The organism is Pseudomonas sp. 21, assembly GCF_000955805.1.
Taxonomy (GTDB): domain Bacteria; phylum Pseudomonadota; class Gammaproteobacteria; order Pseudomonadales; family Pseudomonadaceae; genus Pseudomonas.
In genome coordinates this window covers 240,046-266,925 of the sequence record NZ_JYOA01000004.1, presented here as the reverse complement: position 1 = coordinate 266,925, position 26,880 = coordinate 240,046, and the positions used below count along the sequence as shown (strand labels likewise).

The 26,880-nt window shown below is 66.8% G+C and carries 24 protein-coding genes; 12 read left to right on the top strand and 12 right to left on the bottom strand.

The annotated features are described in order from the left end of the window. Positions 1-55: 55 nt before the first annotated feature. Together UB43_RS10885 and UB43_RS10880 are read left to right on the top strand one after the other, a co-directional pair. Positions 56-562 (top strand): copper chaperone PCu(A)C, encoded by a 507-nt coding sequence (locus tag UB43_RS10885; protein WP_045210490.1) that lies wholly within the window; start codon positions 56-58, stop codon positions 560-562. Beyond that, positions 562-1,104, top strand: a complete 543-nt coding sequence (locus UB43_RS10880; protein WP_045210488.1) for a GNAT family N-acetyltransferase — start codon at positions 562-564, stop codon at positions 1,102-1,104. The genes UB43_RS10885 and UB43_RS10880 overlap by 1 nt, the downstream gene beginning before the upstream one ends. Here UB43_RS10880 and UB43_RS10875 read toward each other — a convergent pair. From UB43_RS10875 to xseA, 4 genes are all read right to left on the bottom strand, one after another. Continuing rightward, on the bottom strand, positions 1,085-1,474 hold the full coding sequence (locus UB43_RS10875) for a DUF2809 domain-containing protein (protein ID WP_045210487.1): 390 nt from the start codon (positions 1,472-1,474) through the stop codon (positions 1,085-1,087). The genes UB43_RS10880 and UB43_RS10875 overlap by 20 nt on opposite strands. Further along, entirely contained in the window at positions 1,474-2,310 is an 837-nt protein-coding gene (locus UB43_RS10870; RefSeq protein WP_045210486.1) for a M23 family metallopeptidase, read from the bottom strand. Before UB43_RS10870 ends, UB43_RS10875 begins: the two co-directional genes overlap by 1 nt. A 150-nt stretch (positions 2,311-2,460) precedes the next feature. Beyond that, entirely contained in the window at positions 2,461-3,219 is a 759-nt protein-coding gene (locus UB43_RS10865; protein WP_045210485.1) for a M15 family metallopeptidase, read from the bottom strand. 6 nt (positions 3,220-3,225) lie between these two features. Further along, entirely contained in the window at positions 3,226-4,605 is a 1,380-nt protein-coding gene (gene xseA / locus UB43_RS10860) for an exodeoxyribonuclease VII large subunit (RefSeq protein ID WP_045210484.1), read from the bottom strand. Between the two features lie 148 nt (positions 4,606-4,753). Here xseA and guaB point away from each other — a divergent pair, with 148 nt between their 5' ends. The 4 genes from guaB to tadA all read left to right on the top strand — a co-directional run bounded on the left by guaB (position 4,754) and on the right by tadA (position 10,028). Then, a complete protein-coding gene (guaB, locus tag UB43_RS10855; protein ID WP_045210483.1) occupies positions 4,754-6,223 on the top strand; it encodes an IMP dehydrogenase in 1,470 nt (489 codons plus the stop codon). Between the two features lie 82 nt (positions 6,224-6,305). Next, positions 6,306-7,883 carry a glutamine-hydrolyzing GMP synthase gene (guaA, locus tag UB43_RS10850; protein ID WP_045211294.1) on the top strand — a complete coding sequence of 526 codons (1,578 nt, stop codon included), beginning with the start codon at positions 6,306-6,308 and terminating at the stop codon, positions 7,881-7,883. Between the two features lie 235 nt (positions 7,884-8,118). Beyond that, positions 8,119-9,522, top strand: a complete 1,404-nt coding sequence (locus UB43_RS10845; RefSeq protein WP_045210482.1) for a multicopper oxidase family protein — start codon at positions 8,119-8,121, stop codon at positions 9,520-9,522. After that, complete coding sequence (gene tadA / locus UB43_RS10840; protein ID WP_045210481.1) at positions 9,510-10,028, top strand: tRNA adenosine(34) deaminase TadA; 519 nt, start codon at positions 9,510-9,512, stop codon at positions 10,026-10,028. The genes UB43_RS10845 and tadA overlap by 13 nt, the downstream gene beginning before the upstream one ends. Before the next feature lie 240 nt (positions 10,029-10,268). Here tadA and mltF read toward each other — a convergent pair whose 3' ends face one another. Next, positions 10,269-11,747, bottom strand: a complete 1,479-nt coding sequence (mltF, locus tag UB43_RS10835; RefSeq protein ID WP_045210480.1) for a membrane-bound lytic murein transglycosylase MltF — start codon at positions 11,745-11,747, stop codon at positions 10,269-10,271. A gap of 290 nt (positions 11,748-12,037) precedes the next feature. Between mltF and purL the strand changes: the two genes are divergently transcribed. From purL to UB43_RS10825, 3 genes are all read left to right on the top strand, one after another. After that, on the top strand, positions 12,038-15,934 hold the full coding sequence (gene purL, locus UB43_RS10830; protein WP_045210479.1) for a phosphoribosylformylglycinamidine synthase: 3,897 nt from the start codon (positions 12,038-12,040) through the stop codon (positions 15,932-15,934). Positions 15,935-16,014: 80 nt separating this feature from the next. After that, positions 16,015-16,275, top strand: a complete 261-nt coding sequence (locus UB43_RS29160; RefSeq protein ID WP_256205146.1) for a CDGSH iron-sulfur domain-containing protein — start codon at positions 16,015-16,017, stop codon at positions 16,273-16,275. Positions 16,276-16,458: 183 nt separating this feature from the next. Next, entirely contained in the window at positions 16,459-16,776 is a 318-nt protein-coding gene (locus UB43_RS10825) for a YqfO family protein (protein WP_045210478.1), read from the top strand. Positions 16,777-16,816: 40 nt separating this feature from the next. Here UB43_RS10825 and nagE read toward each other — a convergent pair whose 3' ends face one another. From nagE to UB43_RS10790, 7 genes are all read right to left on the bottom strand, one after another. After that, complete coding sequence (nagE, locus tag UB43_RS10820) at positions 16,817-18,478, bottom strand: N-acetylglucosamine-specific PTS transporter subunit IIBC (protein WP_371318954.1); 1,662 nt, start codon at positions 18,476-18,478, stop codon at positions 16,817-16,819. A 131-nt stretch (positions 18,479-18,609) separates the two neighbouring features. Beyond that, on the bottom strand, positions 18,610-21,123 hold the full coding sequence (ptsP, locus tag UB43_RS10815) for a phosphoenolpyruvate--protein phosphotransferase (protein WP_045210477.1): 2,514 nt from the start codon (positions 21,121-21,123) through the stop codon (positions 18,610-18,612). Positions 21,124-21,134: 11 nt separating this feature from the next. Further along, positions 21,135-22,157: an SIS domain-containing protein gene (locus UB43_RS10810; RefSeq protein WP_156160394.1), complete on the bottom strand. Its 1,023-nt coding sequence runs from the start codon at positions 22,155-22,157 to the stop codon at positions 21,135-21,137. Then, positions 22,138-23,244, bottom strand: a complete 1,107-nt coding sequence (nagA, locus tag UB43_RS10805) for an N-acetylglucosamine-6-phosphate deacetylase (protein WP_045210476.1) — start codon at positions 23,242-23,244, stop codon at positions 22,138-22,140. The genes UB43_RS10810 and nagA overlap by 20 nt, the downstream gene beginning before the upstream one ends. A 15-nt stretch (positions 23,245-23,259) precedes the next feature. Further along, positions 23,260-24,021, bottom strand: a complete 762-nt coding sequence (locus UB43_RS10800; protein WP_045210475.1) for a GntR family transcriptional regulator — start codon at positions 24,019-24,021, stop codon at positions 23,260-23,262. 248 nt (positions 24,022-24,269) lie between these two features. Further along, positions 24,270-24,770: a murein L,D-transpeptidase family protein gene (locus tag UB43_RS10795; protein ID WP_045210474.1), complete on the bottom strand. Its 501-nt coding sequence runs from the start codon at positions 24,768-24,770 to the stop codon at positions 24,270-24,272. A gap of 53 nt (positions 24,771-24,823) precedes the next feature. Beyond that, positions 24,824-25,375: an NUDIX hydrolase gene (locus UB43_RS10790; RefSeq protein WP_045210473.1), complete on the bottom strand. Its 552-nt coding sequence runs from the start codon at positions 25,373-25,375 to the stop codon at positions 24,824-24,826. A gap of 135 nt (positions 25,376-25,510) precedes the next feature. Between UB43_RS10790 and UB43_RS10785 the strand changes: the two genes are divergently transcribed. The 3 genes from UB43_RS10785 to UB43_RS10775 are packed head-to-tail and all read left to right on the top strand — an operon-like array spanning position 25,511 to position 26,857. Next, complete coding sequence (locus UB43_RS10785; RefSeq protein WP_045211286.1) at positions 25,511-26,107, top strand: CoA pyrophosphatase; 597 nt, start codon at positions 25,511-25,513, stop codon at positions 26,105-26,107. A 41-nt stretch (positions 26,108-26,148) separates the two neighbouring features. After that, entirely contained in the window at positions 26,149-26,676 is a 528-nt protein-coding gene (locus UB43_RS10780) for a gamma carbonic anhydrase family protein (RefSeq protein ID WP_045210472.1), read from the top strand. Beyond that, the gene (locus UB43_RS10775) at positions 26,669-26,857 is read left to right on the top strand and encodes a DUF1289 domain-containing protein (protein WP_045210471.1); all 189 of its coding nucleotides are present in this window, start codon (positions 26,669-26,671) and stop codon (positions 26,855-26,857) included. The genes UB43_RS10780 and UB43_RS10775 overlap by 8 nt, the downstream gene beginning before the upstream one ends. Positions 26,858-26,880: the final 23 nt, after the last annotated feature.

The window sequence follows — 26,880 nt, the reverse complement described above, 5'->3', positions numbered from 1 at the left end:
GATGTTTTACCGCCTTCACGGCGGATCTGATCACAAGCCAACTGGAGTCTCGAACATGCGTAAAACCCTGCTCGCTTTCGCTGTCCTGCTGGGCTTCTCCGGCGCCGCCATGGCCCACGAATACGAGGCCGGCAACCTGCACATCGACCACCCGTGGTCGCTGCTGCTGCCGGCCAACTCGGTGAACGGCGCCGCCTACTTCATCGTGCAGAACCACGGCAAGGAGGCGGACCGCCTGCTCGGCGCCGACACCGACCGCGCCGCCAGCGCCGAAGTCCACCAGCACGTGGAGAAGGACGGCATGATGAAGATGCAGAAGGTCGAGGGCGTGGATATTCCTGCCGGCGGCAAGGTCGTCTTCGCGCCCGGCCAGTACCACCTGATGCTGTTCGGCCTGAAGAAGCCGCTCACCGATGGCGAGCGCTTCCCGCTGACCCTGCACTTCCAGAAGGCCGGTGACGTGAAGGTCGAGGTCGCGGTGCAGAAGGACGCACCACTCTCTAAAGGAGCAGAGGGGGGCACCGACATGGGCCACGACATGCATGGCATGCAGATGAACTGATGAGCGACCGGCTCCTGCGCCCACTGGTCTGGGCGCAAGACGGCGAGTGGCTGCTGGGTTTCGACGGCAGCTACTCCAGCGATTCGATCCTGCGCATCGAGAGCGCCGCCGATGGTTTCATCCTGCGCGAGGAGCGCCTGGCCGAGGCGCAGACCAAGCGCTATCCCTTCGCTGATCTGAAAGATGACGTCACGGCGGCCGACTGGACCGCCGTGGTCGTCGACGAAGAAGGCGAACGCCTGGGCTTCGCCATCGCCCGCTACGAAATCTGGAATCGCCGCGCGGTACTGGACGACCTGTTCGTCCTCCCCGAGGCGCGCGGGTTGGGCGTCGGCAAGCAACTGCTGGACGGCTGCCTGGACTGGGCGCGCGGCACCGAGGCGCGCCACCTGTGGCTGGAAACCCAGAACCTCAACCTGCCGGCGGTGGGTTTCTATCGCTCCCGCGGCTTTTCTCTCAGCGGGCTGTCCACCGACCTCTACGACCCGGCGCAGGTGCTGCCCGGGGAGATGGCGCTGTTCTTCAGCTACCCGCTGGCCTGAGGGCCTGGCGCGTCTGCCGCGCCGCGAGGATCAGCGCGAAGCCGATGCAGTAGGCCAGCACGTCCAGCCAGTCCGGCGTGGCGCCCAGCACGATGCGCAGTACGCGGTTGCCGATTTGCCAGTGGAAGGTCGCGGCGAGGAACTGGCCGAATTCGATCAGCAGCCCGCAGGCCAGCGCCGCGCCGGCCAGCCAGTGCACGGGTGCATCCAGCGCGGCGCGCAGCAGGCAGTACAGCCAGATCACCGCCAGCACGTCGCCGCCGAAGCCGCGCAGCCAGCCGAGGTTCGCGCCCGCCGTGGCCAGCCAGACCAGCACGGCGAACCAGAGCAGCGCGAAGAGCGCACTGCGTCCATCGAAACGAAGTCGCATCAGGGCTTGAACGCGCCGATGAAGATCGCCGGGTCGACGCGGGCGTCGTTCAGGCTGACGTTCCAGTGCATGTGCGGCCCGGTGGCGCGGCCGGTGGCGCCGACGCGGCCAACCACGCCACCGCGCGGGACCGCGTCGCCGACTTTCACGTCGATCTTCGACATGTGGCAGAACATGCTGATGAAGCCCTGGCCGTGGTCGACGAACACGGTGTTGCCGTTGAAGAAGTAGTTGCCGATCAGGATCACCTTGCCGGCGGCCGGCGACTTGATCGGGGTGCCGGCGGGCACGGCGAAGTCGAGGCCCGAGTGCGGGTTGCGCTCCTCGCCATTGAAGAAGCGGCGCAGGCCGAAGGGGCTGGAAAGCGGGCCGTTGACGGGCTTGTCGAGCACCAGATTGCTCGGCGTGCCGGGGCTGAAGCTGCGGTACGCGGCAGTCTGCTCGGCCAGTTCACGGTTGATGCGCTTGAGGTCTTCGGGCAGCGGGTTCACCTGGCGGGTGTTCTTCAGGGTGATGCGCTGCTCTTTATAGTGCTTGGCGCCGACGCTGAAACCGAGGTTGCGGCTCGCGCCGGCCTGCTTCACGGCGATCTGCTGGCTGCCGGTCTTGGCGGTGAGCGGGATGCCGACGATGGCGATCCAGTCGCGGCCTTCCTCACGCACCACCAGCACCGGCTTGCCCTGGTAGGTGGCGGTCGGCGCGGCGGCATCCTGGCCCAGTTGGACGACAGCGACGCCGCCGGGCACCGGCTTGTTCAGCGTGCGGCTGATGAAGCCTTCGGCGTGGGCAGACAGGGTGACGAGGGAGGCGATGAGCAGGCAGGAGAGTCGGAGCATTTCGCTATCCGTGGACGTGTCGGCGGATGAAGCGGGCAGTCTACACGCGGCGCTCCGGCGGGCGGGGCGATTTCGTCGAAAGCGGAACGTCGTAACACGGCGCTTCGTGTAGGAGCGCGCCATGCGCGCGATCACGGGCATGGCCCGTTCCTACAGGGGGCTTAGGTTTTCGAGCTGCCGGCGCCACAGCTGCTCCAGCGACAGCACCTGCGCCGGCCCATAGATGGCGTGGGGCTTGCCCAGGTGCGCGGCCCACAACTGGTCGCCATAGTCGTAGTGCCACCACTCGCTGGAGAGGTTGCTGAAGCCCGCCGCCAGCATGGCGTTGAACAGGATGCGGCGGTTGTCGCGAATGAGCCGCTGCTGTTCGCTGGACTCCGCGATCTCTTCGTAATGGCGGGTATAGGAGCGTGGCGTGGCCTCGTCGAACAGGCTGCCCATGTCCAGCCAGCGCCCCTCGCTGTCGCACAGGGTCAGGTCGATGGCGCCGCCGGTGAGGTGCGGGCTGGGCGACTCGGCGCGGGTGCTGGGCGGTGCGACGAACTCGCGAGTGCGCCGGGTCAGTTCGCGCGGATCGGCGCCGGGCTCGTGCTGGCGGAGGATGTCGTAGAGCGTGTCGTAGAGGTGCTGCTGCACCGCGAAGGGCCGCCAGGCATCGAGGATCACCAGGCGGATGCCATCAGGCAGCAGGCTCGCGGCATGCAGCAGGCGTTCGAAGACTTCCATGCGGGCATAGCACTCCGGCTGCGCGTTGGGCACGCCGAGACGGTGGTACGCCGGCCACACCGCGAAGCCGGTGGCGATGCCCAGCGCCTGCAGAGGTTGGTCGCATTCGACGATGGGCACGCGGAAGGCCTCGGCCCAGTCGGGATCGGGTTGCGGCAGGATCGGCGCGAGCAGGTCGGTCATCGGCCATCAGTCCAGCAGGGAAAGGGTGACGGGCGCCTGGTGGTTGTCCTCCACCCGCACTTCCAGCTCGCCGTCGCCCAGCCTGGCCTTGAGGCGCTGGCCGTTCCTGGTCTGCGCGGCGCTGCGGATGGCCTGGCCCTTGTCGTCCAGCAGGATGCTGTAGCCACGGCCCAGGGTCGCCAGCGGGCTGACGATGTGCAGCGTCTGCATCAGGCCGTCCAGGCGCTGGCGCTGTTCGCGCAGGATCGCATGGGTGGCGCGGGGCAGGCGGGCGCTGAGGTTGTCCAGGCGCTGACGCAGCAGGGCCAGGTTTCGGCCCGGATGTTGCGCGGTGAGGCGAGTGTCCAGGCGGGCCACGCGTTCGTGGCGAATCTGCAGCTGGCGCTCGAAGGCGCGGCGCAGGCGCATGTCCAGGTCGTCCAGGCGCTGGGATTGCTGGCGCAGGCGTTCGCCGGGATGGCGCAGGCGCCGGGCGGTGCCTTCCAGGCGCAGGCGCTCGCGGGTCAGGCGGTCCTGGATGCGCAGGATCAGCCGGCGGCGCAGGCTGTCCAGGCGCTGCTGCAGGTCGCCGCTGTGGGGCGCCAGCAGCTCGGCGGCGGCCGAGGGCGTCGGTGCGCGCACGTCGGCGACGAAATCGCTGATGGACACGTCGGTCTCGTGCCCCACCGCACTGACGATGGGCGTGACACAGGCGGCGATGGCACGGGCCACCGGTTCCTCGTTGAAGCACCAGAGGTCTTCCAGCGAGCCGCCGCCACGGGCCAGGATCAGGGCGTCGAAGCCCTGCGCATCGGCCAGTTGCAGCGCGCGGACGATCTGCCCGATAGCCTCGCGGCCCTGCACGGCGGTGGGGATCAGGGTCAGCTCGACCTGCGGCGCGCGGCGGCGGAATACGCTGATGATGTCGCGGATCACCGCGCCGGTGGGCGAACTGACGATGCCGATGCGTCGGGGATGGGCAGGCAGTTCCTGCTTGCGCTCGGCGGCGAACAGGCCTTCGGCGGCGAGCTTTTCCTTCAAGGCCTCGAAGGCCAGGCGCAGTGCGCCGTCACCGGCCGGTTCGACGGTATCGGCGATCAGTTGGTAGTCGCCGCGCCCCTCGAACAGCGAAACCTTGCCGCGCACGCGCACGGCGAGGCCGTCGCGCAGGGCCTGGCGCACGCGCAGGGCGTTCTGCCGGAACAGCGCGCAGCGCACCTGGGCATTGCTGTCCTTGAGGGTGAAGTACATGTGGCCGGATGCGGGACGCGCGAGGTTGGAGATTTCGCCCTCGACCCAGACCTGCGGGAACACGTCCTCCAGCAGGTGGCGGGCGCGCTGGTTGAGCTGGCTGACGGTCAGAACCTCGCGGTCGAGGCCCAGCCGTTGGAAGGGATCTTTCTGCATGGCGAAGGATGATAAGCGGGCCTGCGGGCAGGGGCCAGCGCACGAGCTTCATAAAGGCTTCATTCAGATCGTCCGGTTGCGTTGAGCCCGACCCCCTGACTGAGATATAATGCCGCGCTTCCATTTTTCCCGATCGGGAGCCCCCGCCATGCTGCGCATCAGCCAAGAAGCCCTCACTTTCGACGACGTCCTCCTGATTCCAGGTTATTCGGAAGTCCTGCCCAAGGACGTGAGTCTCAAGACTCGCCTGACCCGTGGCATCGAACTGAACATCCCGCTGGTGTCCGCCGCGATGGATACCGTGACCGAAGCCCGCCTGGCCATCGCCATGGCACAGGAAGGCGGCATCGGCATCATCCACAAGAACATGAGCATCGAGCAGCAGGCCGCCGAGGTCCGCAAGGTCAAGAAGCACGAGACCGCCATCGTTCGCGACCCGGTCACCGTGACCCCGTCGACCAAGATCATCGAGCTGCTGCAGATCGCCCGCGAATACGGCTTCTCCGGCTTCCCGGTAGTGGAAGAGGGTGAACTGGTCGGTATCGTCACCGGCCGCGACCTGCGCGTGAAGCCGAACGTCGGCGACAGCGTGGCCGCGATCATGACCCCGAAGGACAAGCTGATCACGGCCCGCGAGAACACTCCGCTGGAAGAGATCAAGGCGGCGCTTTACGAGAATCGCATCGAGAAGATGCTGATCGTCGACGAGAACTTCTACCTCACCGGCCTGGTGACCTTCCGCGACATCGAAAAAGCCAAGACCTACCCGCTGGCATCCAAGGATGACCTGGGCCGCCTGCGCGTCGGCGCTGCCGTCGGTACCGGTGCCGATACTGGCGAGCGTGTTTCCGCCCTGGTCGCCGCGGGTGTTGACGTCGTTGTCGTCGACACCGCCCACGGCCACTCCAAAGGCGTGATCGACCGCGTGCGCTGGGTGAAGGAAACCTTCCCGCAGGTACAGGTCATCGGCGGCAACATCGCCACCGGCGAAGCCGCCAAGGCACTGGCTGACGCCGGCGCCGACGCCGTCAAGGTCGGCATCGGCCCGGGCTCCATCTGCACCACCCGTATCGTCGCGGGTGTCGGCGTGCCGCAGATCTCCGCCATCGCCAACGTTGCCGCCGCCCTCGAAGGTACCGGCGTTCCGCTGATCGCCGATGGCGGCATCCGCTTCTCCGGCGACCTGGCCAAGGCCATGGTGGCTGGCGCCTACTGCGTGATGATGGGTTCGATGTTCGCCGGTACCGAAGAGGCTCCGGGCGAGATCGAGCTGTTCCAGGGCCGCTCCTACAAATCCTACCGTGGCATGGGCTCCCTGGGCGCCATGGCTGGTTCCACCGGTTCCTCCGACCGCTACTTCCAGGACGCCTCCGCCGGCGCCGAGAAGCTGGTACCCGAAGGCATCGAGGGTCGCGTGCCCTACAAAGGCCAGCTGACCGCCATCGTCCACCAGCTGATGGGTGGCCTGCGTGCCGCCATGGGCTACACCGGCAGCGCCGATATCCAGGACATGCGCACCAAGCCGCAGTTCGTGCGCATCACCGGCGCCGGCATGGCCGAGTCCCACGTGCATGATGTGCAGATCACCAAGGAAGCCCCGAACTACCGCGTAGGTTGAGGGTTTTTCGGTTAATGAGTCGGACACGGGGCTGGTTGATACAGCCCCGTGTCGTTTAAGAATTTCGCTACGAGAGATGGCCATGGCCCAAGACATTCACGCTCACCGGATCCTGATCCTCGACTTCGGCTCCCAGTACACCCAGCTGATCGCCCGCCGCGTCCGCGAGATCGGCGTGTACTGCGAAATCCATCCGTTCGACATGAGCGACGACGAGGTTCGCGCCTTCGCCCCGCGCGGCATCATCCTGGCCGGCGGCCCGGAGTCGGTGCATGAAGCCAACAGCCCGCGCGCGCCCCAGGCCGTGTTCGACCTGAAGGTACCGCTGTTCGGCATCTGCTACGGCATGCAGACCATGGCCGAGCAGATGGGCGGCAAGGTACTGGGCTCTGACCTGCGCGAGTTCGGCTACGCCCGCGTCGACGTGGTCGGCAAGGCCCGCCTGCTGGACGGCATCGAAGATTGCGTCAGCGAAGATGGCGTGTTCGGCCTCGATGTGTGGATGAGCCACGGCGACAAGGTCACCGAGATTCCGGCCGGCTTCCACATCCTCGCCAGCACCCCGAGCTGCCCGATCGCCGCCATGGCCGACGATGCCCGCGGCTACTACGGCGTGCAGTTCCACCCGGAAGTGACCCACACCAAGCAGGGCGGTCGCATCCTCTCCCGCTTCGTGCTGGACATCTGCGGCTGCGAAGCCCTGTGGACCCCGTCCAATATCGTCAACGACGCCATCGCCACCGTGCGTGCCCAGGTCGGCAACTCCAAGGTGCTGCTGGGTCTGTCCGGCGGTGTGGATTCCTCGGTGGTTGCAGCCCTGCTGCACAAGGCCATCGGCGACCAGCTGACCTGCGTCTTCGTCGACAACGGCCTGCTGCGCCTGCACGAAGGTGACCAGGTGATGGCCATGTTCGCCGAGAACATGGGCGTCAAGGTCATCCGCGCCAACGCCGAAGAGAAGTTCCTCAGCCGCCTGGCCGGCGTCAGCGACCCGGAGCAGAAGCGCAAGATCATCGGCGGCAGCTTCATCGAAGTCTTCGATGAGGAAGCCACCAAGCTGAAGGACGTGAAGTTCCTCGCCCAGGGCACCATCTACCCCGACGTGATCGAGTCGGCCGGCGCCAAGACCGGCAAGGCCCACGTGATCAAGTCGCACCACAACGTCGGCGGCCTGCCCGAAGACATGCAGTTCGAACTGGTCGAGCCGCTGCGCGAGCTGTTCAAGGACGAAGTCCGCAAGATCGGCCTGGAGCTGGGCCTGCCCTACGACATGGTCTACCGCCACCCGTTCCCGGGCCCGGGCCTGGGCGTGCGCATCCTCGGCGAAGTGAAGAAGGAGTACGCCGACCTGCTGCGTCGCGCGGACCACATCTTCATCGAAGAACTGCGCAACTTCGACTGGTACCACAAGACCAGCCAGGCCTTCGTGGTGTTCCAGCCGGTGAAGTCCGTCGGCGTGGTCGGTGATGGCCGTCGCTACGCCTGGGTCGTGGCCCTGCGCGCGGTGGAGACCATCGACTTCATGACCGCTCGCTGGGCGCACCTGCCGTACGAGCTGCTGGAGAAGGTCTCGAACCGCATCATCAACGAGATCGAAGGCATCTCCCGCGTCACCTACGACGTGTCGAGCAAGCCGCCGGCCACCATCGAGTGGGAATGATCGGGAGCGTTTAACGTTTCCTTAACGAGGGGCGCGGCAAGCTCGCCGCGCTCCTTGCAGGCGAGGGCGGGAATACCCGTCCTTGACCTGGCGCATGAGAGGCGTTCGTGCCTTCATGCACAGTTCCCCTGTTTGCAGTGCAGCCGGCCGCAAGAGCCTGGCGCCGGGCGCGAATGCGCCAACCTCCGTGAAAGTCGATGGGGTCGCAAGTCCCTTGTTTGAGGAGTCTGGACCCATGTCGTTTACCCGTAGACAAGTACTCGGTGGCCTCGCTGGCCTGGCCGTCGTCGGCCTGGGCGCCGGCGGCGCGCGCATCTGGCTGGCACGCCCGGAAGTTGCCGCCGAACACGATTACGAACTGATCGCCGCGCCGCTCGACCTGGAGCTGGTGCCCGGCCACAAGACCCCCGGCCTGGGCTATGGCGGCCAGGCCCCCGGCGTGGAAATCCGCGCGCGCCAGGGCGACTGGCTGCGGGTGCGCTTCACCAACAAGCTGGACGAGCCGACCACCATCCACTGGCACGGCATCCGCCTGCCCATCGAGATGGACGGCGTGCCCTACATCTCGCAGCCGCCGGTGCAGCCGGGCGAGAGCTTTGTCTACCAGTTCAAGACCCCGGATGCCGGCAGCTACTGGTACCACCCGCACCTGATGAGCAGCGAGCAGCTGGGCCGCGGCCTGGTCGGGCCGTTGATCATCGACGAGCGCGAACCCACCGAGTTCACCAGCGAAAAGATCCTCAACCTGAAGACCTGGCACGTGGACGAGGAGGGCAATTTCACGCCTTTCAGCGTGCCGCGCGAGGCTGCGCGCGAAGGCACTCGCGGGCGCCTGTCGACCATCAACGGCCAACGCACGCCGGTGATCGAGCTGCCGGCCGGCGAGATCGTCCGGGTGCGCATCCTCAACGTCGACAACACCGTGACCTACCGCCTCAACCTGCCGGACGCCGACGCGAAGATCTACGCCATCGACGGCCACCCGGTGGAGCCGCGCGACTTCGGCAAGGGCCCCAACGACCAGTACTGGATCGGCCCGGGCATGCGCCTGGAGCTGGGCATTCGCGGCCCGGCGGAAGGCACCGAGCTGTCGCTGCGCAACGGCCCGGTGCGTCTGGCGACTATTCGCGGTGTGGCCAATCCCAAGGCGCCGACGGCCAAGTGGCCCGCGCCGCTGCCGCGCAACCCGGTGGCCGAGCCGGACCTGAAGAACGCCGAGACCATCAACTTCAAGTTCGAGTGGGTCGGCGCCATGTCCGACTACTCCAAGGGCCAGTCGGCGCCCTCGCTGTGGCAGATCAACGGCGTGGCCTGGCAGGGCGGTGAGGAGCACAAGCACAACTCGCCGCCGCTGGCGAAGCTCAAGGAAGGCAACAGCTACATCTTCGTGCTGCGCAACATGACCCAGTACCAGCACCCGATCCACCTGCACGGCATGGCCTTCAAGGTGCTGGATTCCGATCGTCGGGAGATCATTCCGTATTTCACCGATACCTACCTGCTGGGCAAGAATGAGACGGCACGCGTGGCGCTGGTGGCGGATAACCCCGGCCTGTGGATGTTCCACTGCCACGTGATCGATCACATGGAGACCGGGCTGATGGGAACCATCGCGGTGGGCGAGGCATGGTGCGGCTGACCAACAGCAAGGGACATCCGACGGTGAAGGGGCTGGCGCCGGTCATCGACCGCAGCCAGGACATCCCCTTCATGCGCGAAGCCATGGCGCTGGCCGAGCAGGGTGCGGCCCTGGGCGAAGTGCCGGTGGGCGCCGTGCTGGTGCTGGACGGGCAGGTCATCGGTCGCGGCTTCAACCGACCGATCACCTCCCATGATCCCAGCGCCCACGCCGAGATGGTCGCCATCCGCGAAGCTGCTGCCGCCGCGCAGAACTATCGCCTGCCCGGCAGTACCCTCTATGTGACGCTCGAACCCTGCAGCATGTGTGCCGGCCTGCTGGTGCACTCGCGCATCCAGCGCGTGGTGTTCGGCGCCACCGAGCCGAAGTCCGGCGTGGTGGTCAGCCGTGGCAACTTCTTCGAACAGGACTTCCTCAACCACCGGGTGCTGGTGGAAGGCGGGGTGCTGGGGGAAGAGTGCAGCGCGATGCTCTCGGCCTTCTTCAAGGCGCGGCGCAAGGGCTGAACGCGCTTTGTAGGGGCGAGCTTGCTCGCGAACCTGCCCAGCCTTTCGCGGCGCCTGGCCTATCGCGGACGGAGTCCGCTCTTGGGCAGTGGCTGGGCATCGGTACATTCCTTGTAGGAGCGGGCCTTGCCCGCGATCGCGCGCATGGCGCGCTCCTACAGATCGGCTCCGACGTTCCGGCAGGGCTCCTTCCGCGATTGATGCGATGTGGCACATTGGTGAACGGGTGGAGTTGAAGCCTCAGAGCTTCTGATCCCGCCCATCGTCATCATCGTTGGGCTTGGTCTTGTTCACGCCCGGCAGGTGCAGACCGCTTTCGGCGAGCTGGCCGCCTTCCATCTGCGGCTGGGTCACCCAGGTCAGGATGTCGTAGTAACGGCGCACGTTCTGCACGAAGTGCACGGTCTCGCCGCCCCGCGCGTAGCCGTAGCGCGTCTTGCGGTAGTACTGCTTCTGCGCCAGGCGCGGCAGCATCTTCTTGACGTCGAGCCACTTGTTCGGGTTCAGGCCTTCCTGCTCGGCCATCTTGCGCGCGTCGTCAAGGTGGGCACCGCCGATGTTGTAGGCGGCCAGGGCGAACCACATGCGATCCGGGTCCTTGATGCTGTCGGGCAGCTCGTCCTTGATCTGCACGTAGTACTTGCTGCCGCCCTGGATGCTCTGCTTCGGGTCCAGGCGGTTGGCCACGCCCATGGCCTGGGCGGTGCGGTTAGTCAGCATCATCAGGCCGCGCACGCCGGTCTTGGAGGTTGCGTCGGGCTGCCACATGGATTCCTGGTAGCCGATGGCGGCGAGCAGGCGCCAGTCGGCTTCGAGCTTGGTGCCGCTCTGGCGGAAGTGCGGTTCGTACTTGGGCAGACGCTGCTGCAGGTGCTGGGCGAAGGTGTAGGCACCAACATAACCCAGCACGTCCACGTGGCCGTAGTACCGGTCCTTCAGGCGCTGCAGCAGGCCGTCCTGCTTGGCCTTGTCGAGGAAGGCGTTGACCTTGTCGATCAGGCTGTTGTCGTCGCCGGCCGGCAGCGCCCAGGCCAGGCCCTTGGCATCGCCGAGGTCGAAGGCGACGCGCACGTTGGGGAAGTACACCTGGTTCATCGCCAGCTCGTTGGAATCCACCAGCGTCAGGTCGATCTCGCCGACGTCCACCATGCGCAGCAGGTCGACCATCTCGTCGGCGTCGGATTCGCGGTATTCCAGCTTGGGGTACTGCTTCTTCAGTTCGGCCAGCTGCGAGGCATGGCTGCTGCCTTTCAACACGACGATGCGCTTGCCCACCAGATCGTCGGGGCGGGTAGGGCGCTGCGCGCCGTTGCGGTACACGACCTGGGGGGTGACGTCGAGGTAGGAGTGCGAGTAGCGCACCTGGGTATCGCGCTCGCCGCCCGGCGTCAGGCCGGCGGCCGCCAGGTTCGGTCCGCCGTCGCGGCCGATGCGGTCGTAGAGGTCGTCGATGTTGTCGGCGGTTTCGATCTGCAGCTGCACGCCCAGGCTGTCGGCAAAGCGCTTGGCCAGCTCGTACTCGAAGCCGGTATCGCCGTTGCGGTCCTGGAAGTAGGTGGCCGGACTGTTGCGAGTGATCACGCGCAGCACGCCGTCCTTCTGCACGCGCTCGAGGGCCGTCGGGGCTTTCGCCTCGCTACAGCCGGAAAGCAGCAGAAAGATACAGGTCGCCAAGATCCAGGCGGTGCAGCGCACACGGGACACAGTCAGGGCAAGCATCAGGGCAGTATACGCAAAGGCCGTTGTGCGCCATATCTCGACAGCTCGAAGCTTCTCTGCTAGCTGGGGCACCGTTCGTCGGCATTATTCCTGCTGAAGGCCGCAGGGCCGGGATTTTTCCTAGGCCGCTCGAAGGCCTTCGAAGATGAATGGCGTCTTCCGCCGGAGCGGCGGCAAGGAAGGTACTTCAGAGCTGCCGTCGGGCTGCGCTTTACGGTAGAATGCACGGCCTCTGTGGGCCGGCCCGTCCGGCCCCACACACTTCCCCGTCTCCAGAGGCTGTTCCGACAATGCTGATCCTGCGCGGTGCTCCCGCCCTTTCCGCTTTCCGCCACGGCAAACTGCTCGACCTGCTGACCCAGCATGTGCCCGCCGTCACCGGGCTGTATGCCGAGTTTGCGCACTTCGCCGAGGTCACCGGAGCCCTCAACGCCGAGGAAGAACAAGTCCTGGCGCGCCTGCTGAAGTACGGTCCGAGCGTCCCCGTGCAGGATCCCGCCGGTCGTCTGTTCCTGGTTCTCCCCCGTTTCGGCACCATCTCGCCCTGGTCGAGCAAGGCCTCTGACATCGCCCGCAACTGCGGCCTGGCCAAGATCGAGCGCATCGAGCGCGGCATCGCCTACTACGTCACCGGCGAACTGAGCGAGGCCGACGCGCAAGCCGTCGCCGCCCGCCTGCACGACCGCATGACCCAGCTGGTGCTGAACCAGCTCGAAGAAGCTTCGGCTCTGTTCAGCCACGCCCAGCCCAAGCCGCTGACCGTGGTCGACATCCTCGCCGGCGGTCGCGCCGCGCTGGAGAAGGCCAACCTCGAGCTGGGCCTGGCCCTGGCCGAAGACGAGATCGACTACCTGGTGAAAAGCTTCGTCGAGATGGGTCGCAACCCGCACGACGTCGAGCTGATGATGTTCGCCCAGGCCAACTCCGAACACTGCCGCCACAAGATCTTCAACGCCAGTTGGGACATCGACGGCCAGGCTCAGGACAAGAGCCTGTTCGGCATGATCAAGAACACCTATGAAATGCACCGCGAAGGCGTGCTGTCCGCCTACAAGGACAACGCCGCGGTCATGAAGGGCTACGTCGCCGGCCGTTTCTACCCGAACGCCGAGACCCGCCAGTACGGCGCCAGCGAAGAGCCGGTGCACATCCTGATGAAGGTGGAGACCCACAACCACCCGACCGCCATCGCTCCCTTCCCCGGCGCCTCCACCGGCTCCGGCGGCGAGATCCGCGACGAAGGCGCAACCGGTCGTGGCGCCAAGCCGAAAGCCGGCCTGGTGGGCTTCACCGTCTCCAACCTGAACATCCCCGGTTTCGAGCAGCCCTGGGAAGTGCCGTACGGCAAGCCCGAGCGCATCGTTACCCCGCTGGACATCATGATCGAAGGCCCGCTGGGCGGCGCCGCGTTCAACAACGAATTCGGTCGTCCGAACCTCGCCGGCTACTTCCGTACCTTCGAGCAGGCCATCGCCACCCCGCGCGGCGAGGAAGTCCGCGGATACCACAAGCCGATCATGATCGCCGGTGGAATGGGCAACATCCGCGAAGATCACGTGCAGAAGGGCGAGATTTCGGTCGGCGCCAAGCTGATCGTGCTCGGCGGCCCGGCCATGCTGATCGGCCTGGGCGGCGGCGCTGCTTCCTCCATGGCCACCGGCGCCTCCGCCGCTGACCTGGACTTCGCCTCGGTGCAGCGCGAGAACCCGGAAATGGAACGCCGTTGCCAGGAGGTCATCGACCGCTGCTGGCAGATGGGCGAGAACAACCCGATCAAGTTCATCCACGACGTGGGTGCGGGCGGCATCTCCAACGCCCTGCCGGAACTGATCAACGACGGCGGCCGTGGCGGCCGCTTCGAACTGCGCAACGTACCCAACGACGAGCCGGGCATGAGCCCGCTGGAAATCTGGTGCAACGAGTCGCAGGAACGCTACGTGATGTCGGTCGACGCCGCCGACTTCGAGACCTTCAAGGCCATCTGCGAGCGCGAGCGCTGCCCGTTCGCCGTGGTCGGCGAGGCCACCGAAGAGCTGCAACTGACCGTCGCCGACAGCCACTTCGGCAACAAGCCGGTGGACATGCCGCTCGAAGTGCTGCTCGGCAAGCCGCCGCGCATGCACCGTTCGGTCACCCGCGAAGCCGAGCTGGGCGATGACTTCGCCGCCGCCGGCCTGGACCTGAACGAGTCCACCGAGCGCGTGCTGCGTCACCCGGCCGTGGCCAGCAAGAACTTCCTGATCACCATTGGCGACCGCACCATCACCGGCCTGGTTGCCCGCGACCAGCTGGTCGGCCCGTGGCAGGTTCCGGTGGCCGATTGCGCCGTCACCGCCACCAGCTTCGACGTCTACACCGGTGAAGCCATGGCCATGGGCGAGCGTACTCCGCTGGCCGTGATCGACGCCCCGGCCTCCGGCCGCATGGCGATCGGCGAGACCATCACCAACCTGGCCGCCGCGAGCATCGACAAGATCTCCGAGATCAAGCTCTCCGCCAACTGGATGGCCGCTGCCGGCCACCCGGGCGAGGACGCGCGCCTGTACGACACCGTCAAGGCTGTCGGCATGGAGCTGTGCCCGGCGCTGGGCATCACCATCCCGGTGGGCAAGGACTCCATGTCCATGAAGACCCGCTGGCAGGATGGCGACGCCGAGAAGAGCGTCACCTCGCCGATGTCGCTGATCATCTCCGGCTTCGCCCCGGTCAACGACGTGCGCAAGACCCTGACCCCGCAGCTGCGCCTGGACAAGGGCGAGAGCGACCTGATCGTCATCGACCTCGGCCGTGGCAAGAACCGCATGGGCGGCTCGATCCTCGCCCAGGTCAACGGCCAGATCGGCCGCGCCGCTCCGGACGTCGACGATGCCGAAGACCTGAAAGCCTTCTTCGCCGTAATCCAGGGCCTGAACGCCGACGGCCACCTGCTGGCCTACCACGACCGTTCCGACGGCGGCCTGATGGCCACCGTGGTGGAAATGGCCTTCGCCGGCCATTGCGGCCTCGACCTGAACCTCGACGCGCTGGCCGACAGCCGTGACGAGCTGACCGCCGCCCTGTTCAACGAAGAACTGGGCGCGGTGATCCAGGTTCGCACTGCGGCCACCCCGGAAGTGCTGGCCCAGTTCAGCGCCGCCGGCCTGGAAGACTGCGTTGCGGTCATCGGCCAGCCGGCCAGTGGCGCCGACATCGAGTTGTCCTTCAACGGTGAGCGCGTCTTCCATGCCCAGCGTCGCAACCTGCAGCGCATCTGGAGCGAGACCAGCTACCGCATCCAGCGCATGCGCGACAACGCCGACTGCGCCGACCAGGAATTCGACGGCCTGCTGGAAGAAGACAACCCCGGCCTGTCGGTGAAGCTGAGCTTCGACGTCAACGACAATATCGCTGCGCCTTACATCAAGAAAGGCGTGCGCCCGCAGATTGCCATCCTGCGCGAGCAGGGCGTCAACGGCCAGGTGGAAATGGCCGCGGCCTTCGACCGCGCCGGCTTCGCCGCTGTCGACGTGCACATGAGCGACATCCTCTCCGGCCGCATCAGCCTGGAGCAGTTCAAGGGCCTGGTGGCCTGCGGTGGCTTCTCCTACGGCGATGTACTGGGCGCCGGCGAAGGCTGGGCCAAGTCGATCCTGTTCAACGCCCGTGCCCGCGACGGCTTCCAGGCCTTCTTCGAGCGCAAGGACAGCTTCGCCCTCGGCGTGTGCAACGGTTGCCAGATGATGTCCAACCTGCACGAGCTGATCCCCGGCACCGAGTTCTGGCCGCACTTCGTGCGCAACCGCTCCGAGCAGTTCGAAGCGCGCGTGGCGATGGTTCAGGTGCAGGAATCGCAGTCGATCTTCCTGCAGGGCATGGCCGGTTCGCGTATGCCGATCGCCATCGCCCACGGCGAAGGCCATGCGGAGTTCGAGAGCGAGGAAGCGCTGCTGGAAGCCGACCTGTCCGGCACCGTGGCCCTGCGTTTCGTCGACAACCTGGGCAAGGTCACCGAGAGCTACCCGGCCAACCCGAACGGCTCGCCGCGTGGCATCACCGGCCTGACCAGCCGCGACGGCCGCGTCACCATCATGATGCCGCACCCGGAGCGCGTGTTCCGCGCCGTGCAGAACTCCTGGCGCCCGGACGAGTGGGAAGAGGACGGCGGCTGGATGCGCATGTTCCGCAACGCCCGCGTCTGGGTCGGTTGAGTCCGGTCTGATGCGACACGCGAAAGGGGAAAGCTTCGGCTTTCCCCTTTTTCTTTGTCCGACCATCGAGGAAGGGCGCCTTGGCTGACGACGAGATGCTGCCGGAGGTTCGCTCGGTCGAGCCGGGACAGGTCCTGCGCCTGTGCCGCTGCGGGCAGTGCGCCAGCCTGCCGGATGCCGCGGCGAGTTGTGCCGACTCGCTGGAACTGACGGTCCGGCGCGAGCGACATCTGTTGCTGTGCTGTTGCGGGCGGTCGGCAAAGCTGCCGTTCTGCGACGGCTCCCACGCCCCGGCGGCGCCAGGTCTGAAAGAGCGCTGGCGGCGCTTCACCGGTCGGTGAGCTCGAAGTCCGTCACAGATTTCGTACAAAGTTGTCCGCAAGCGAACAAGCTCGGAACCGGACGGTCGAACTTCCACGATGACTTGCAAGTCACAAGAGGCAAAGTGCCACTATTTGTGGCAGGATTTGTCACCCGTGGCGTACTTTGTCACGGCTGTGTCCCTGTTTCGATCGGAGCCTCCGATGTACAAACTGTGTTTCTACGTTCCGGAAAGCCATCTGGAACCGGTCAAGAAAGCGGTGTTCGCCGCCGGTGCAGGACGCATCGGTGCCTATGACAGCTGTTGCTGGCAGGCGCTCGGACAGGGACAGTTCCGCCCTTTGCAGGGCAGCAACCCCTACATCGGCCAGGCTGGCAGCGTCGAGCAGGTCGCCGAATGGAAGGTGGAGATGGTGGTGGCCGACGAGTTGATCCATGACTCGGTGAAGGCCCTCAAGCAGGCCCACCCGTACGAGACGCCGGCCTTCGAGGTCTGGCGGCTGTCGGACATGGTGTTCTGAGAGAAAAAAGGCGCCCGCAGGCGCCTTTTTTCATGCCCCGCTAGCTGTGGCGCAGGCTGTCGAAGGAACGCCCCAGCGCCCCCGCGCGCGCCCCGACCAGCAGGTGATAGACACCCTCGGCCACCTGGCTGACGCCCTCGCAACCCAGTTCGGTTAGACGGCCTCGCTGCAATTGCTCACCGCTCTTCACGGCCACCCGCAAGCGTGTCAGTGCGACGGTCTCCACGCTGCGCAGATTGCCCTGGCCGCCCAGCGCCTGCAGCCATTCTGCGGTTTCCTGCGACGAGACGAATTCTGGGGGCAGTTGCTCCGAATCCTCGCTGACGGATTGGGCGGCGCTCTCCTGCAGGATGCCTGCCGGCAGCGCGCGGCGGATCTCGTCGGCGATGCTGTCGGCTTCCGGGCCGACCACCACCTGCAGGCTGCCAGCCTTGCCGGGGCGGACCACGGCCATCGCGCCCAGCGCCTTGAGCTGTGTGTCCGAGGCTTTGCTGCGGTCCGTCAGCTTCAGGCGCAGGCGGGTGGTGCAGGCGTCGACCACCTCAAGGTTGGCGGCGCCGCCCAGCGCCTTGATGAAGGCCGGCGCGCGCTGCTCGGAGGAGCTGGCAGTCGTTTCGTGGTCGGTGCTTTCGTCGATCGCCTCGCGGCCGGGCGTCTTCAGCTGGAAGCGGCGGATGCAGAAATCGAACACGAAGTAGTAGGCGGCGGCATAGCACAGGCCCAGCGGCCAGAGCATCCAGCCGTTGGTGGACTTGCCCCAGCCCAGCGCCAGGTCGATGGCGCCGCCGGAGAAGGTGAAGCCCAGGCGGATGTTCAGCAGGTCGGTGATGGCCATCGACAGCCCGGTCAGCAGCGCGTGAAGCAGGTACAGCAGCGGCGCCAGGAACATGAAGGCGAATTCGATGGGCTCGGTCACGCCGGTGAGGAAGGCGGTCAGCGCCATCGAGAGCAGCAGGCCGCCGACCAGCTTGCGCCGCTCCGGGAGGGCATTGCGGTACATCGCCAGGCACGCGGCGGGCAGGCCGAACATCATTACTGGGAACATGCCGGCCATGAACTGGCCGCCCTTCGGGTCGCCAGCGAAGTAGCGGGCGAGGTCGCCGGTGATCTGCCGGCCGGTCTCCGGGTCGGTGAAGGCGCCGAAGACGAACCACATCAGGTTGTTGAGGATGTGGTGCAGGCCGGTGACGATCAGCAGGCGGTTGAGTACGCCGAAGGCGAAGGCGCCAAAGCTGCCGCTGCCCACCAGCAGGTTGCCCAGGTCGTCGATCACATGCTGGATGGGCGGCCAGATCAGCCCGAACAGCACGCCCAGGCCCAGCGCGGCGAGGCCGGTGACGATGGGCACGAAGCGCCGGCCACCGAAGAACGCCAGGTACTGCGGCAGGGCGATGTCCTTGAAGCGGTTGTACAGCGCGCCGGCCACCAGGCCGCTGATGATCCCCGAGAGCACGCCCATGTTGATGCTGGGGTCGATGGCTTTGAGCGTCGACGTCATCACCAGGTAGCCCACTGCGCCCGCCAGGCCGGCGGTGCCGTTGTTGTCGCGGGCGAAGCCGACGGAGATGCCGATGGCGAAGATCAGCGCCAGGTTGGCGAAGATCGCGTTGCCGGCATCGTGGATCAGCAGGATGTTCAGCAGGTCCTTGTCGCCCAGGCGCAGCAGCAGGCCGGCGATCGGCAGGATGGCGATCGGCAGCATCAGGGCGCGCCCCAGACGCTGCAGGGTTTCGATGAAGCCGCCGTACAACTGCGCTAGCAGCTGGCGCGGGCCTTGTGCGGTCTGGATCAGCTCAGTGGTCATGGCGGGACTCCGATTCCTGTTCTGGGGCTTCAGGGCTGCGGCCACAGGCGCGTGCAGGCTTCCCGCACGGCGCGGGCGCTGCCCAGGGCCAGCAGTTCCTGGCTGCGCCGGCGGCAGTCCTCGGCGTCGAGCTCACGGACCCGCGCCTTGATCTCGCCGACCAGTCCGGGGCTGACCGAGAGTTCCTGCACGCCCAGGCCGATCAGCACCGGCGTTGCCAGCGCTTCGCTAGCCAGGGCGCCGCAGACGCCGACCCAGCGGCCATGGCGGGCGGCGCCGGCGCAGGTCTGGGCGATCAGCCGCAGCAGTGCCGGGTGCAGCGCGTCGATGCGCGCGGCGAGCCCGGCATGGCAGCGGTCCATGGCCAGGGTGTATTGCGAAAGGTCGTTAGTGCCGATGGAGAGGAAATCGGCGTGCTCGGCCAACTGGTCGGCCAATAGGGCGGCGGAGGGCACCTCGATCATCACGCCCAGTTCGGGGCGTTGCTCGATGCCCAGGTCCTGCGCCAACTGGTCCAGGCGCCGGCGGATGGCGATCAGCTCGTCCACCTCGCTGACCATGGGGAGCAGCACGCGGCAACGGTGCAGCGGCGAGACCTGCAACAGTGCGCGCAACTGCTGGTCGAGCAACTGCGGCAGTGCCTGGCCGAGGCGGATACCGCGCAGGCCAAGTGCCGGGTTTTCCTCGGCGGGCAGCGGCAGGTAGGCAAGGTGCTTGTCGCCGCCGACATCGATGGTGCGGATGATCACCCGACGCTCGCCCATGGCGTCCAGCACGTCCTGGTAGGCGCGCTGCTGCTCCTGCTCGTTCGGCGCCTGCTGGCGGTCGAGGAAGAGGAATTCGCTGCGCAGCAGGCCGATGCCATCGGCTCCGGCAGCGAAGGCTTCGGCCGTTTCTTCCGGGTTGGCGACGTTGGCGCCAACCTCGATGGACTTGCCGTCGCGGGTCAGGGCCGGTTGCTGGGCCTGCGCGCGCTGGCGTTCGCGGGCCTGCTCGCGTTGTTCACGCTGGGCGGCGACCTGGGCAATCCGTTCGGCGCTGGGGCTGTACTCCAGCCGACCGTGATCGGCATCCAGCACCAGCGTTCGGCCTTCTTCCAGCTCCAGCAGTTGCGGGCCGAGGGCTACCAGGCAGGGCAGGCCCTTGGCGCGGGCGAGGATGGCGACGTGGGAAGTGGCGCCGCCCTCGGCCATGCACAGGCCGGCAGCGCCGGCGCGGACCAGCGGGCCGAGGTCGGACGGGGTGATTTCATGGGCGGCCACCAGGCTGCCGGACGGGACCGGCTGTTCGCCCTCGTTGCCGAGCAGGACGCGCAGCACGCGCTTCTCCAGGTCGCGCAGGTCGTTGGCGCGCTCGGCCAGCAGCGGGTTGCCCAGCGCCAGCAGAATGCCGCATTGCGCCTGCACGGCGCGGTGCCAGGCGTGGGCGGCGCTGACGCGCTGGTCGATCAGTTGGTCGGCGCCATCCAGCAAGCCGGGGTCCTCCAGCAGGGCGAGGTGGGCGGAGAAGATCGCTTCCTCGTCCGCGTGACCTTGTTTCCCGGCTTGTTGCAGCGTCACGCGTACATCATCGCGAACCCGTTCCAGCGCCTGGTCCAGTGCGCGGTGCTGTTCGTCGGGCTGGGAATCTCCGCCGTCCTGCGGGAGCTGGATGGCGCCCAGGCGGACCAGCGGGCCACTGGCCACGCCCGGGGAGGCGCAGACGCCACCCAGTACACCGGGCTCGTCCGTGCCTCGCGGCGCGGCTACCGGGACTGCGGCGACGGCAAGCGGATGGGATTCGCCATCGGCGGTACCCAGGGTTTTCAACAGCGCGTGGAGGGCCGCTTCGCTGTCCTGGCCGCGGCAGATCACTTCCACTTCGTCCTGCTCGGCGACGCCCAGCCCCATGATGCCGACCAGGCTGTCGACGCTGGCGTTGCGCCCGCCGAAATGCAGTTCGGCGCGGCAGGAGAATTCCCGTGCGGTCTTGCGTAGCAGAGCGGCGGGGCGGGCGTGGAGGCCGCCGTGCAGCGCCACGCGGACGCGGCCACGGCTTTCACGGCTACCACCGTGTGGTGCGTCGGATTCAGTTGCCGTACCGGTCGGGCTGAGGTGCAGCAGTGGCGCGCCGACGTCCACCGAAGTGGTGGTCAGCGGGCGCAGTTGGAAGCCTTCGCCGTTGGTGACGATCAGTACGGTGATCAGGCTCTTGCTGCCGCGCGCCACCTTGTCCAGGTCGAAGCGCAGCAGCGGCTGGCCTTCGCTGACCCGCGCGCCTTCCTGCACCAGCGCTTCGAAGCCCTCGCCCTGCAGCTGGACGGTGTCCAGGCCCAGATGCAGCAGCAGTTCGGCGCCGTTGTCGGCCTTCAGGGTCACGGCATGGCGAGTGCGTGCGACGTGCATGACCCTGCCGGCGCAGGGCGCATGCAGGCAGTCGTTCAGCGGGTCGATGGCGATACCATCGCCCATCGCGCCGCTGGAGAACACCGGATCGGGGACCCGGCTGAGAGGCATCACGGGACCGCTCAGGGGCGCTTTGAGAGCCAGATTGTTGTTGTTCATGGTGGCTGCGCTCAGTGGGTGCGGGTGACCTTGCTCAGGTGCCGCGGCTGGTCCGGGTTCATGCCGCGTGCTTCGGACAAGCCGGCGGCCATGACGTAGAAACTCTGGATCGCCAGGATCGGGTCCAGCGCCGGGTGGGCGGCGGTGGCGAGCGGCAGGTCACGCCCGGCGACATCGTCCGGGGCGGCCAGCAGGACGCGCGCGCCGCGCTGGCGCATGTCCTCGCTGAGGGCCAGCAGGCCGGCCTGCTCGGGGCCGCGTGGGGCGAGGATGAGCAGCGGATAGTGCTCGTCCACCAGGGCCATCGGGCCGTGGCGGACTTCGGCGCTGCTGAAGGCCTCGGCCTGGATCGCCGAGGTTTCCTTGAATTTCAGTGCGGCCTCCTGGGCCACGGCGAAGCCGGTGCCGCGGCCGATCACCATTAGCCGCTCACAGTCGCGCAGGGCGTGGATGGCCGGCGTCCAGTCCAGGGCTGCGGCGCGCCGCAGGTCGGCGCAAAGCCCGACTCCCGCTTCGAGCAGGGCCTGGTCGCGTTGCCAATGCGCCAGCAGGCGGGTGGCGGCGCAGAGGGTGGCGATGAAGCTCTTGGTGGCGGCGACACTGCGTTCGGGGCCGGCGCACAGCGGCACGGTGAACTCGGCGGCAGCTTGCAGCGGAGAGTTCTCGGCATTCACCAGGGCGACGCTGAGGGCGCCGCGCTCGCGCAGGCGGCTCAGGGTGTCGACCAGGTCCGGGCTCTGGCCGGACTGGGAAAAGGCGAACGCGACCTGACCGTCCACCTGCAGCGGCGCCTGGCGCAGGGTCACCACCGACATCGGCAGCGAGGCCACCGGCAGGCCGGCGTGCTGCATGGTCAGGTAGGCGAAGTAGCTGGCGGCGTGGTCGGAGCTGCCTCGGGCGACGGTCATCGCCAGCCTCGGCGCGATGGCGCGCAGGCGCTCGCCCAGGTCCGGCAGGCTGCTGTCCAGTACGGTGAGCTGGCGCGCGACCACGTCGGCAGCGGACAGCGCTTCTTCAAGCATCAGCGAGGTCAAACTGGTCTCCTTCGACCCAGGCGGTCTCGAGGGTCAGGGAACGGTCCAGGCGCGCGATGTCGGCCCAGGCTCCGGGGGTGAGGCGGCCACGCTCGGCGATGCCCAGGTAGTCGGCGGGGAACTGCGACAGGCGCTGGGAGGCCTCGGCGATAGGCAGGCCGATCTTCACCAGGTTGCGCAGCGCCTGGTCCATGGTCAGCGTGCTGCCGGCCAGGGTGCCGTCGGGCAGGCGCACGCCGCCCAGGCACTTGGTGACGGTGTGGCGGCCCAGCTTGTATTCACCGTCGGGCATGCCGGCTGCGGCGGTGGAGTCGGTCACGCAGTACAGGCACGGGATCGAGCGCAGGGCGACCTTGATCGCGCCGGGGTGCACGTGCAGCAGGTCGGGGATCAGCTCGGCGAACTGCGCGTGGGCCAATGCGGCACCGACCATGCCGGGTTCGCGGTGGTGCAGGCCGGTCATGGCGTTGTACAGGTGGGTGAAGCTGGTGGCACCGGCTTCCATGGCGGCCACGCCGTCCTCGTAGCTGCCCAGCGTGTGGCCGATCTGAAGGCGCACGCCGCGCTCGACCAGAGCGCTGATCAGCGGCAGGTGGCCGGCGATTTCCGGGGCAATGGTGATGACCCGGATCGGTGCCAGGCGCAGGAACTCGTCCACTTCGTCCAGTACCGCGGCATGGGCGAAGTTGGGTTGTGCACCGAGCTTGCCGGAGTTGATGAACGGGCCTTCCAGGTGCACGCCCAGCACGCGTGCGGCCTTGCCGCGTGGCGCCTGGCAGTAGTCGCCCAGCGCACCGAGCACGCCGGCGATCTCGTCGCGCGGCGCCGTCATGGTGGTGGCGAGCAGCGAGGTGGTGCCGAAGCGCAGGTGCGTGCGGGCAATGGCGGCAAAGGCGCTGGCGCCTTCCATGATGTCGTGGCCGCCGCCGCCGTGGACGTGCAGGTCGATGAAACCGGGCAGCAGGTAGGGCAGGTCGTTGTGCGACGGATCGCCGAGCGAACCTTCGATACGCTGGATGCGGCCTGCGTGCAGGTGCAGCTGGCCGACGATCCAGCCCTGGGGGGTGAGGATGTTGCCTTCGAGCATGGGTGTCGTCCCGGATCAGCGCCGCAGTTCGGCGACGAAGTCGTAGTAGTCGTTGCGGCAGTAGGTGTCGGTGAGCTCGATGGCGGTGTTGTCTTCGAGGTAACCGATACGGGTCATCAGCAGCATCGCGGTGCCGGGCCGGATGCCCACCAGCGCGGCTTCCTCGGCCGATGCGTTGACCGCCTGCACGTGTTGCAGGGCGCGGACCACCGGGCGGCCGATGGCGTCCAGGTGGGCGTAGAGGGAGTCGCCGACCGCCGTCGGGTCGCCCATCAGGCGCGCCGGCAGGCTGCTTTGCTCGATGGCCATGACCACGCCGTCGGCCTTTCGCAGGCGCTTCATGCGCACGACTTTCTCGGTGGGCGACAGGCCCAGGCGGATCACTTCCTCATGGGTCGGCAAGCTGATCTCGCGCTCCAGCCAGGTGGAGCTGGGGGTGAAGCCCTTGAGGCGAAGCATTTCGCTGAAGCTGGAGAGGCGCGACAGCGGCTGCTCCAGGCGCGGGGTGATGAAGGTGCCGGAGCCCTGGATGCGGTGCACCAGCCCTTGCTCGAGCAGGACCTCCAGTGCCTTGCGCGCGGTGACCCGTGACAGGCCGAGGTACTCGCTGAGGTGGCGCTCGGAAGGCAGGGCTTCCTCGGCGCGCCAGTGGCCGGCGTGGATGGCGCTCTCCAGGCTGCGGGCCAGTTGCAGATAGAGCGGGGTGGACAGGGTCACGTCCGGTCGCAGGGCCTGCAGGCGTTGCTCGGCGCTGATCTGGGTGGGCTGGCGGGGCATGGTCGGCTCGTTGGCGAGGTAGTGGAATTTACGCTAATACCACTTAGATACCACGTCAATGTCACCAGGCCGGTTGCCAGGCGTCAGCCGACGAAGTGCAACCCTCGTCGCAATCGGCGAAAAGTCTGCAGCGTCGGTGTAGGAAGGCTTGCTGAGGTCGGAGGCTGTTCCGGGCGCGCAACGTAGAACGCCGCCAGGGCAGGGCCGTGGCGGCGTTTTGGACGAACACTGGTATCAGTGTGGTCGCGTCAGGGGCGGATCTCGATCAGTGTGCCGTCCTTGACCAGGCTCCAGACCTCGCGCATGTCGGCATTGGTCATGGCGATGCAGCCGTTGGTCCAGTCCAGGGTCGAGAAGTACCACTCGGGGTAGTCGTCATCCATCGGCGTGCCGTGGATCATGATCATGCCGCCCGGCTGCAGGCTCTTTTCCCGCGCCTTGGCCACATCGCGGGCGTTGGGGTAGGAGATGTGCATGGAGAGGTTGTACTTGTCGCTGGTCTTGCGCCAGTCGACCCAGTAGAAGCCCTCCGGCGTGCGGTTGTCGCCCTCGGCCAGCTTCGGGCCCTGCGGGCGCTTGCCCAGGGACACGCGGTAGCTCTTGAGCACTTTGCCGTTGCTCATGAGGTGCAGTTTGCGCTCGGACTTGAGCACGAGAATCTTGTCGATGTGACCGTCGAGCGTGGGCGTCGCGTTGGCATGCGAGAACGCTGCGAAGGTCAGACAAAGTACGGCAATCAACCAGCGCATCGAGTGGTGTTCCCCGGTAGTTCCTAAAGCCTTAGAGGCGGTAAATGAGCTTATTAGTTCTTTTTCTGTGCGAGCATTGGGAGAATCCCTTCATTGCGTATCGGGAAGTTCTGAACGATCCGATCCGCCAGGAAATATTCTAAGGTACGGCCCACGGTGGGGAAAGCCAGCTCGTCCCACGGAATGTCGGATTCTTCGAAGAGTTGCACTTCCAGGCTTTCCTCGCCGGCACAGAAGTCCAGGTCGGCCAGTTCCGCGCGGAAGAAGATATAAACCTGGCTGATATGCGGAAGATCAAAGACCGTATAAAGCTGCAGGCCGCGGACCCGGGCATTGGCCTCTTCGAGGGTTTCGCGGGCGGCGGCCTGTTCCAGTGTCTCGCCGTTCTCCATGAAGCCCGCTGGCAGTGTCCAGAAACCCTGGCGCGGCTGAATGGCGCGGCGGCAGAGGAGGATTTTCCCCTCCCAGACCGGCAGGCAGCCGGCGACGATACGCGGGTTCTGGTAATGCACGGTCTGGCACTGGTCGCAGACGAAGCGCGGGCGGTTGTCGCCGCTGGGGATGCGCAGGCTCACGCTGGCGCCGCACTGGCTGCAGAATTTCATGCTGCTTCCTTGTTATTGAATGGAACAATCTTGCGCGTTGCGCGGTGCGCCCAGCAAGGGGCGGGGGTTGGGCAGGGGCGTCTTTCGTGCCATGATCGTTCCATTAGAAGAATCGGCCCCCGCAGGATGTTCGGCATGCTGGACCAGCTGCGCCAACGCATACAGACGCACACGCCAAGCGACCTTGAAACGGACCACAGCTTCCCGGAAGCGGCGGTCCTGCTCCCCATCACTCCCCAGGAAGAGCTTGTGCTCACCCTGCGCGCGACCGGGCTTTCGACCCATGGCGGGGAAGTTGCCTTCCCCGGTGGGCGCCGCGACCCGGAGGACGTGGACCTGATCCACACCGCCCTGCGTGAGGCCCAGGAGGAGATCGCCCTGCCACCGGGACTGGTGGAGGTCGTCGGGCCATTGAGTACCCTGGTGTCGAGGCACGGTATCCTGGTCAAGCCATTCGTCGGCTTCGTCCCCGATTTCGTGGAGTACCGTCCCAACGACGGCGAGATCGATGCCGTGTTCAAGGTGCCGCTGGAGTTCTTCCGCGGTGACCCGCGGGAAACCACCCACCGCATCGATTATTTCGGCCGCAGCTGGTACGTCCCGAGCTACCTGTTCGAGGGCTACAAGATCTGGGGCCTGTCCGCGATCATGCTGGTCGAGTTGCTGAACCTGCTGTACGACGCCCGCATCGACCTGCACCAGCCGCCGTCGAAGTTCATCAAGCTGAGCTGAGACCCGATAATAAAGAGCGGCACCCGCCTGAGGAGAAACCCATGAAGTACCGCCTGGGCTCGTCCCGAGTCGAAACCCATCCGGAAAGCTGGATCGCCCCCAACGCCACGGTGGTCGGCAAGGTGCGCCTCGACGCCGGCGCCAGCGTGTGGTTCAACGCTGTGCTGCGCGGCGACAACGAGCTGATCCACATCGGCGAGCACAGCAACGTGCAGGACGGCACCGTCATGCACACCGACATGGGCTTCCCGCTGACCCTGGGCAAGGGCGTGACCATCGGCCACAACGCCATGCTGCATGGCTGCCAGGTGGGCGACTACAGCCTCATCGGTATCAACGCGGTCATCCTCAACGGCGCGAAGATCGGCAAGTACTGCATCATCGGCGCCAACGCGCTGATCCCCGAGGGCAAGGAAATCCCCGACGGCTCCCTGGTCATGGGCTCCCCCGGCAAGGTGGTGCGCGAGCTGACCGAGCCGCAGAAGAAGATGCTCGAAGCCAGCGCCGCCCATTACGTCCACAACGCCCAGCGCTACGCCCGCGATCTGGCCGAGCAGGAAGATGACTGAAGAACGTCCCGTCGCCTCGCCCTGCGTGCACGTCTGCGCGCTGGACGATGCCGACATCTGTCTGGGCTGCCAGCGCAGCGCCGCCGAAATCACTCGCTGGGGCCTGATGGACAACGCCGAGCGCCGCGAGGTGCTCCTGCGTTGCGAACAGCGCGCCCGCGAGCAGGGCGTGCTGGTCTAGAGCCTGCACGCCCGAGAGCTTCC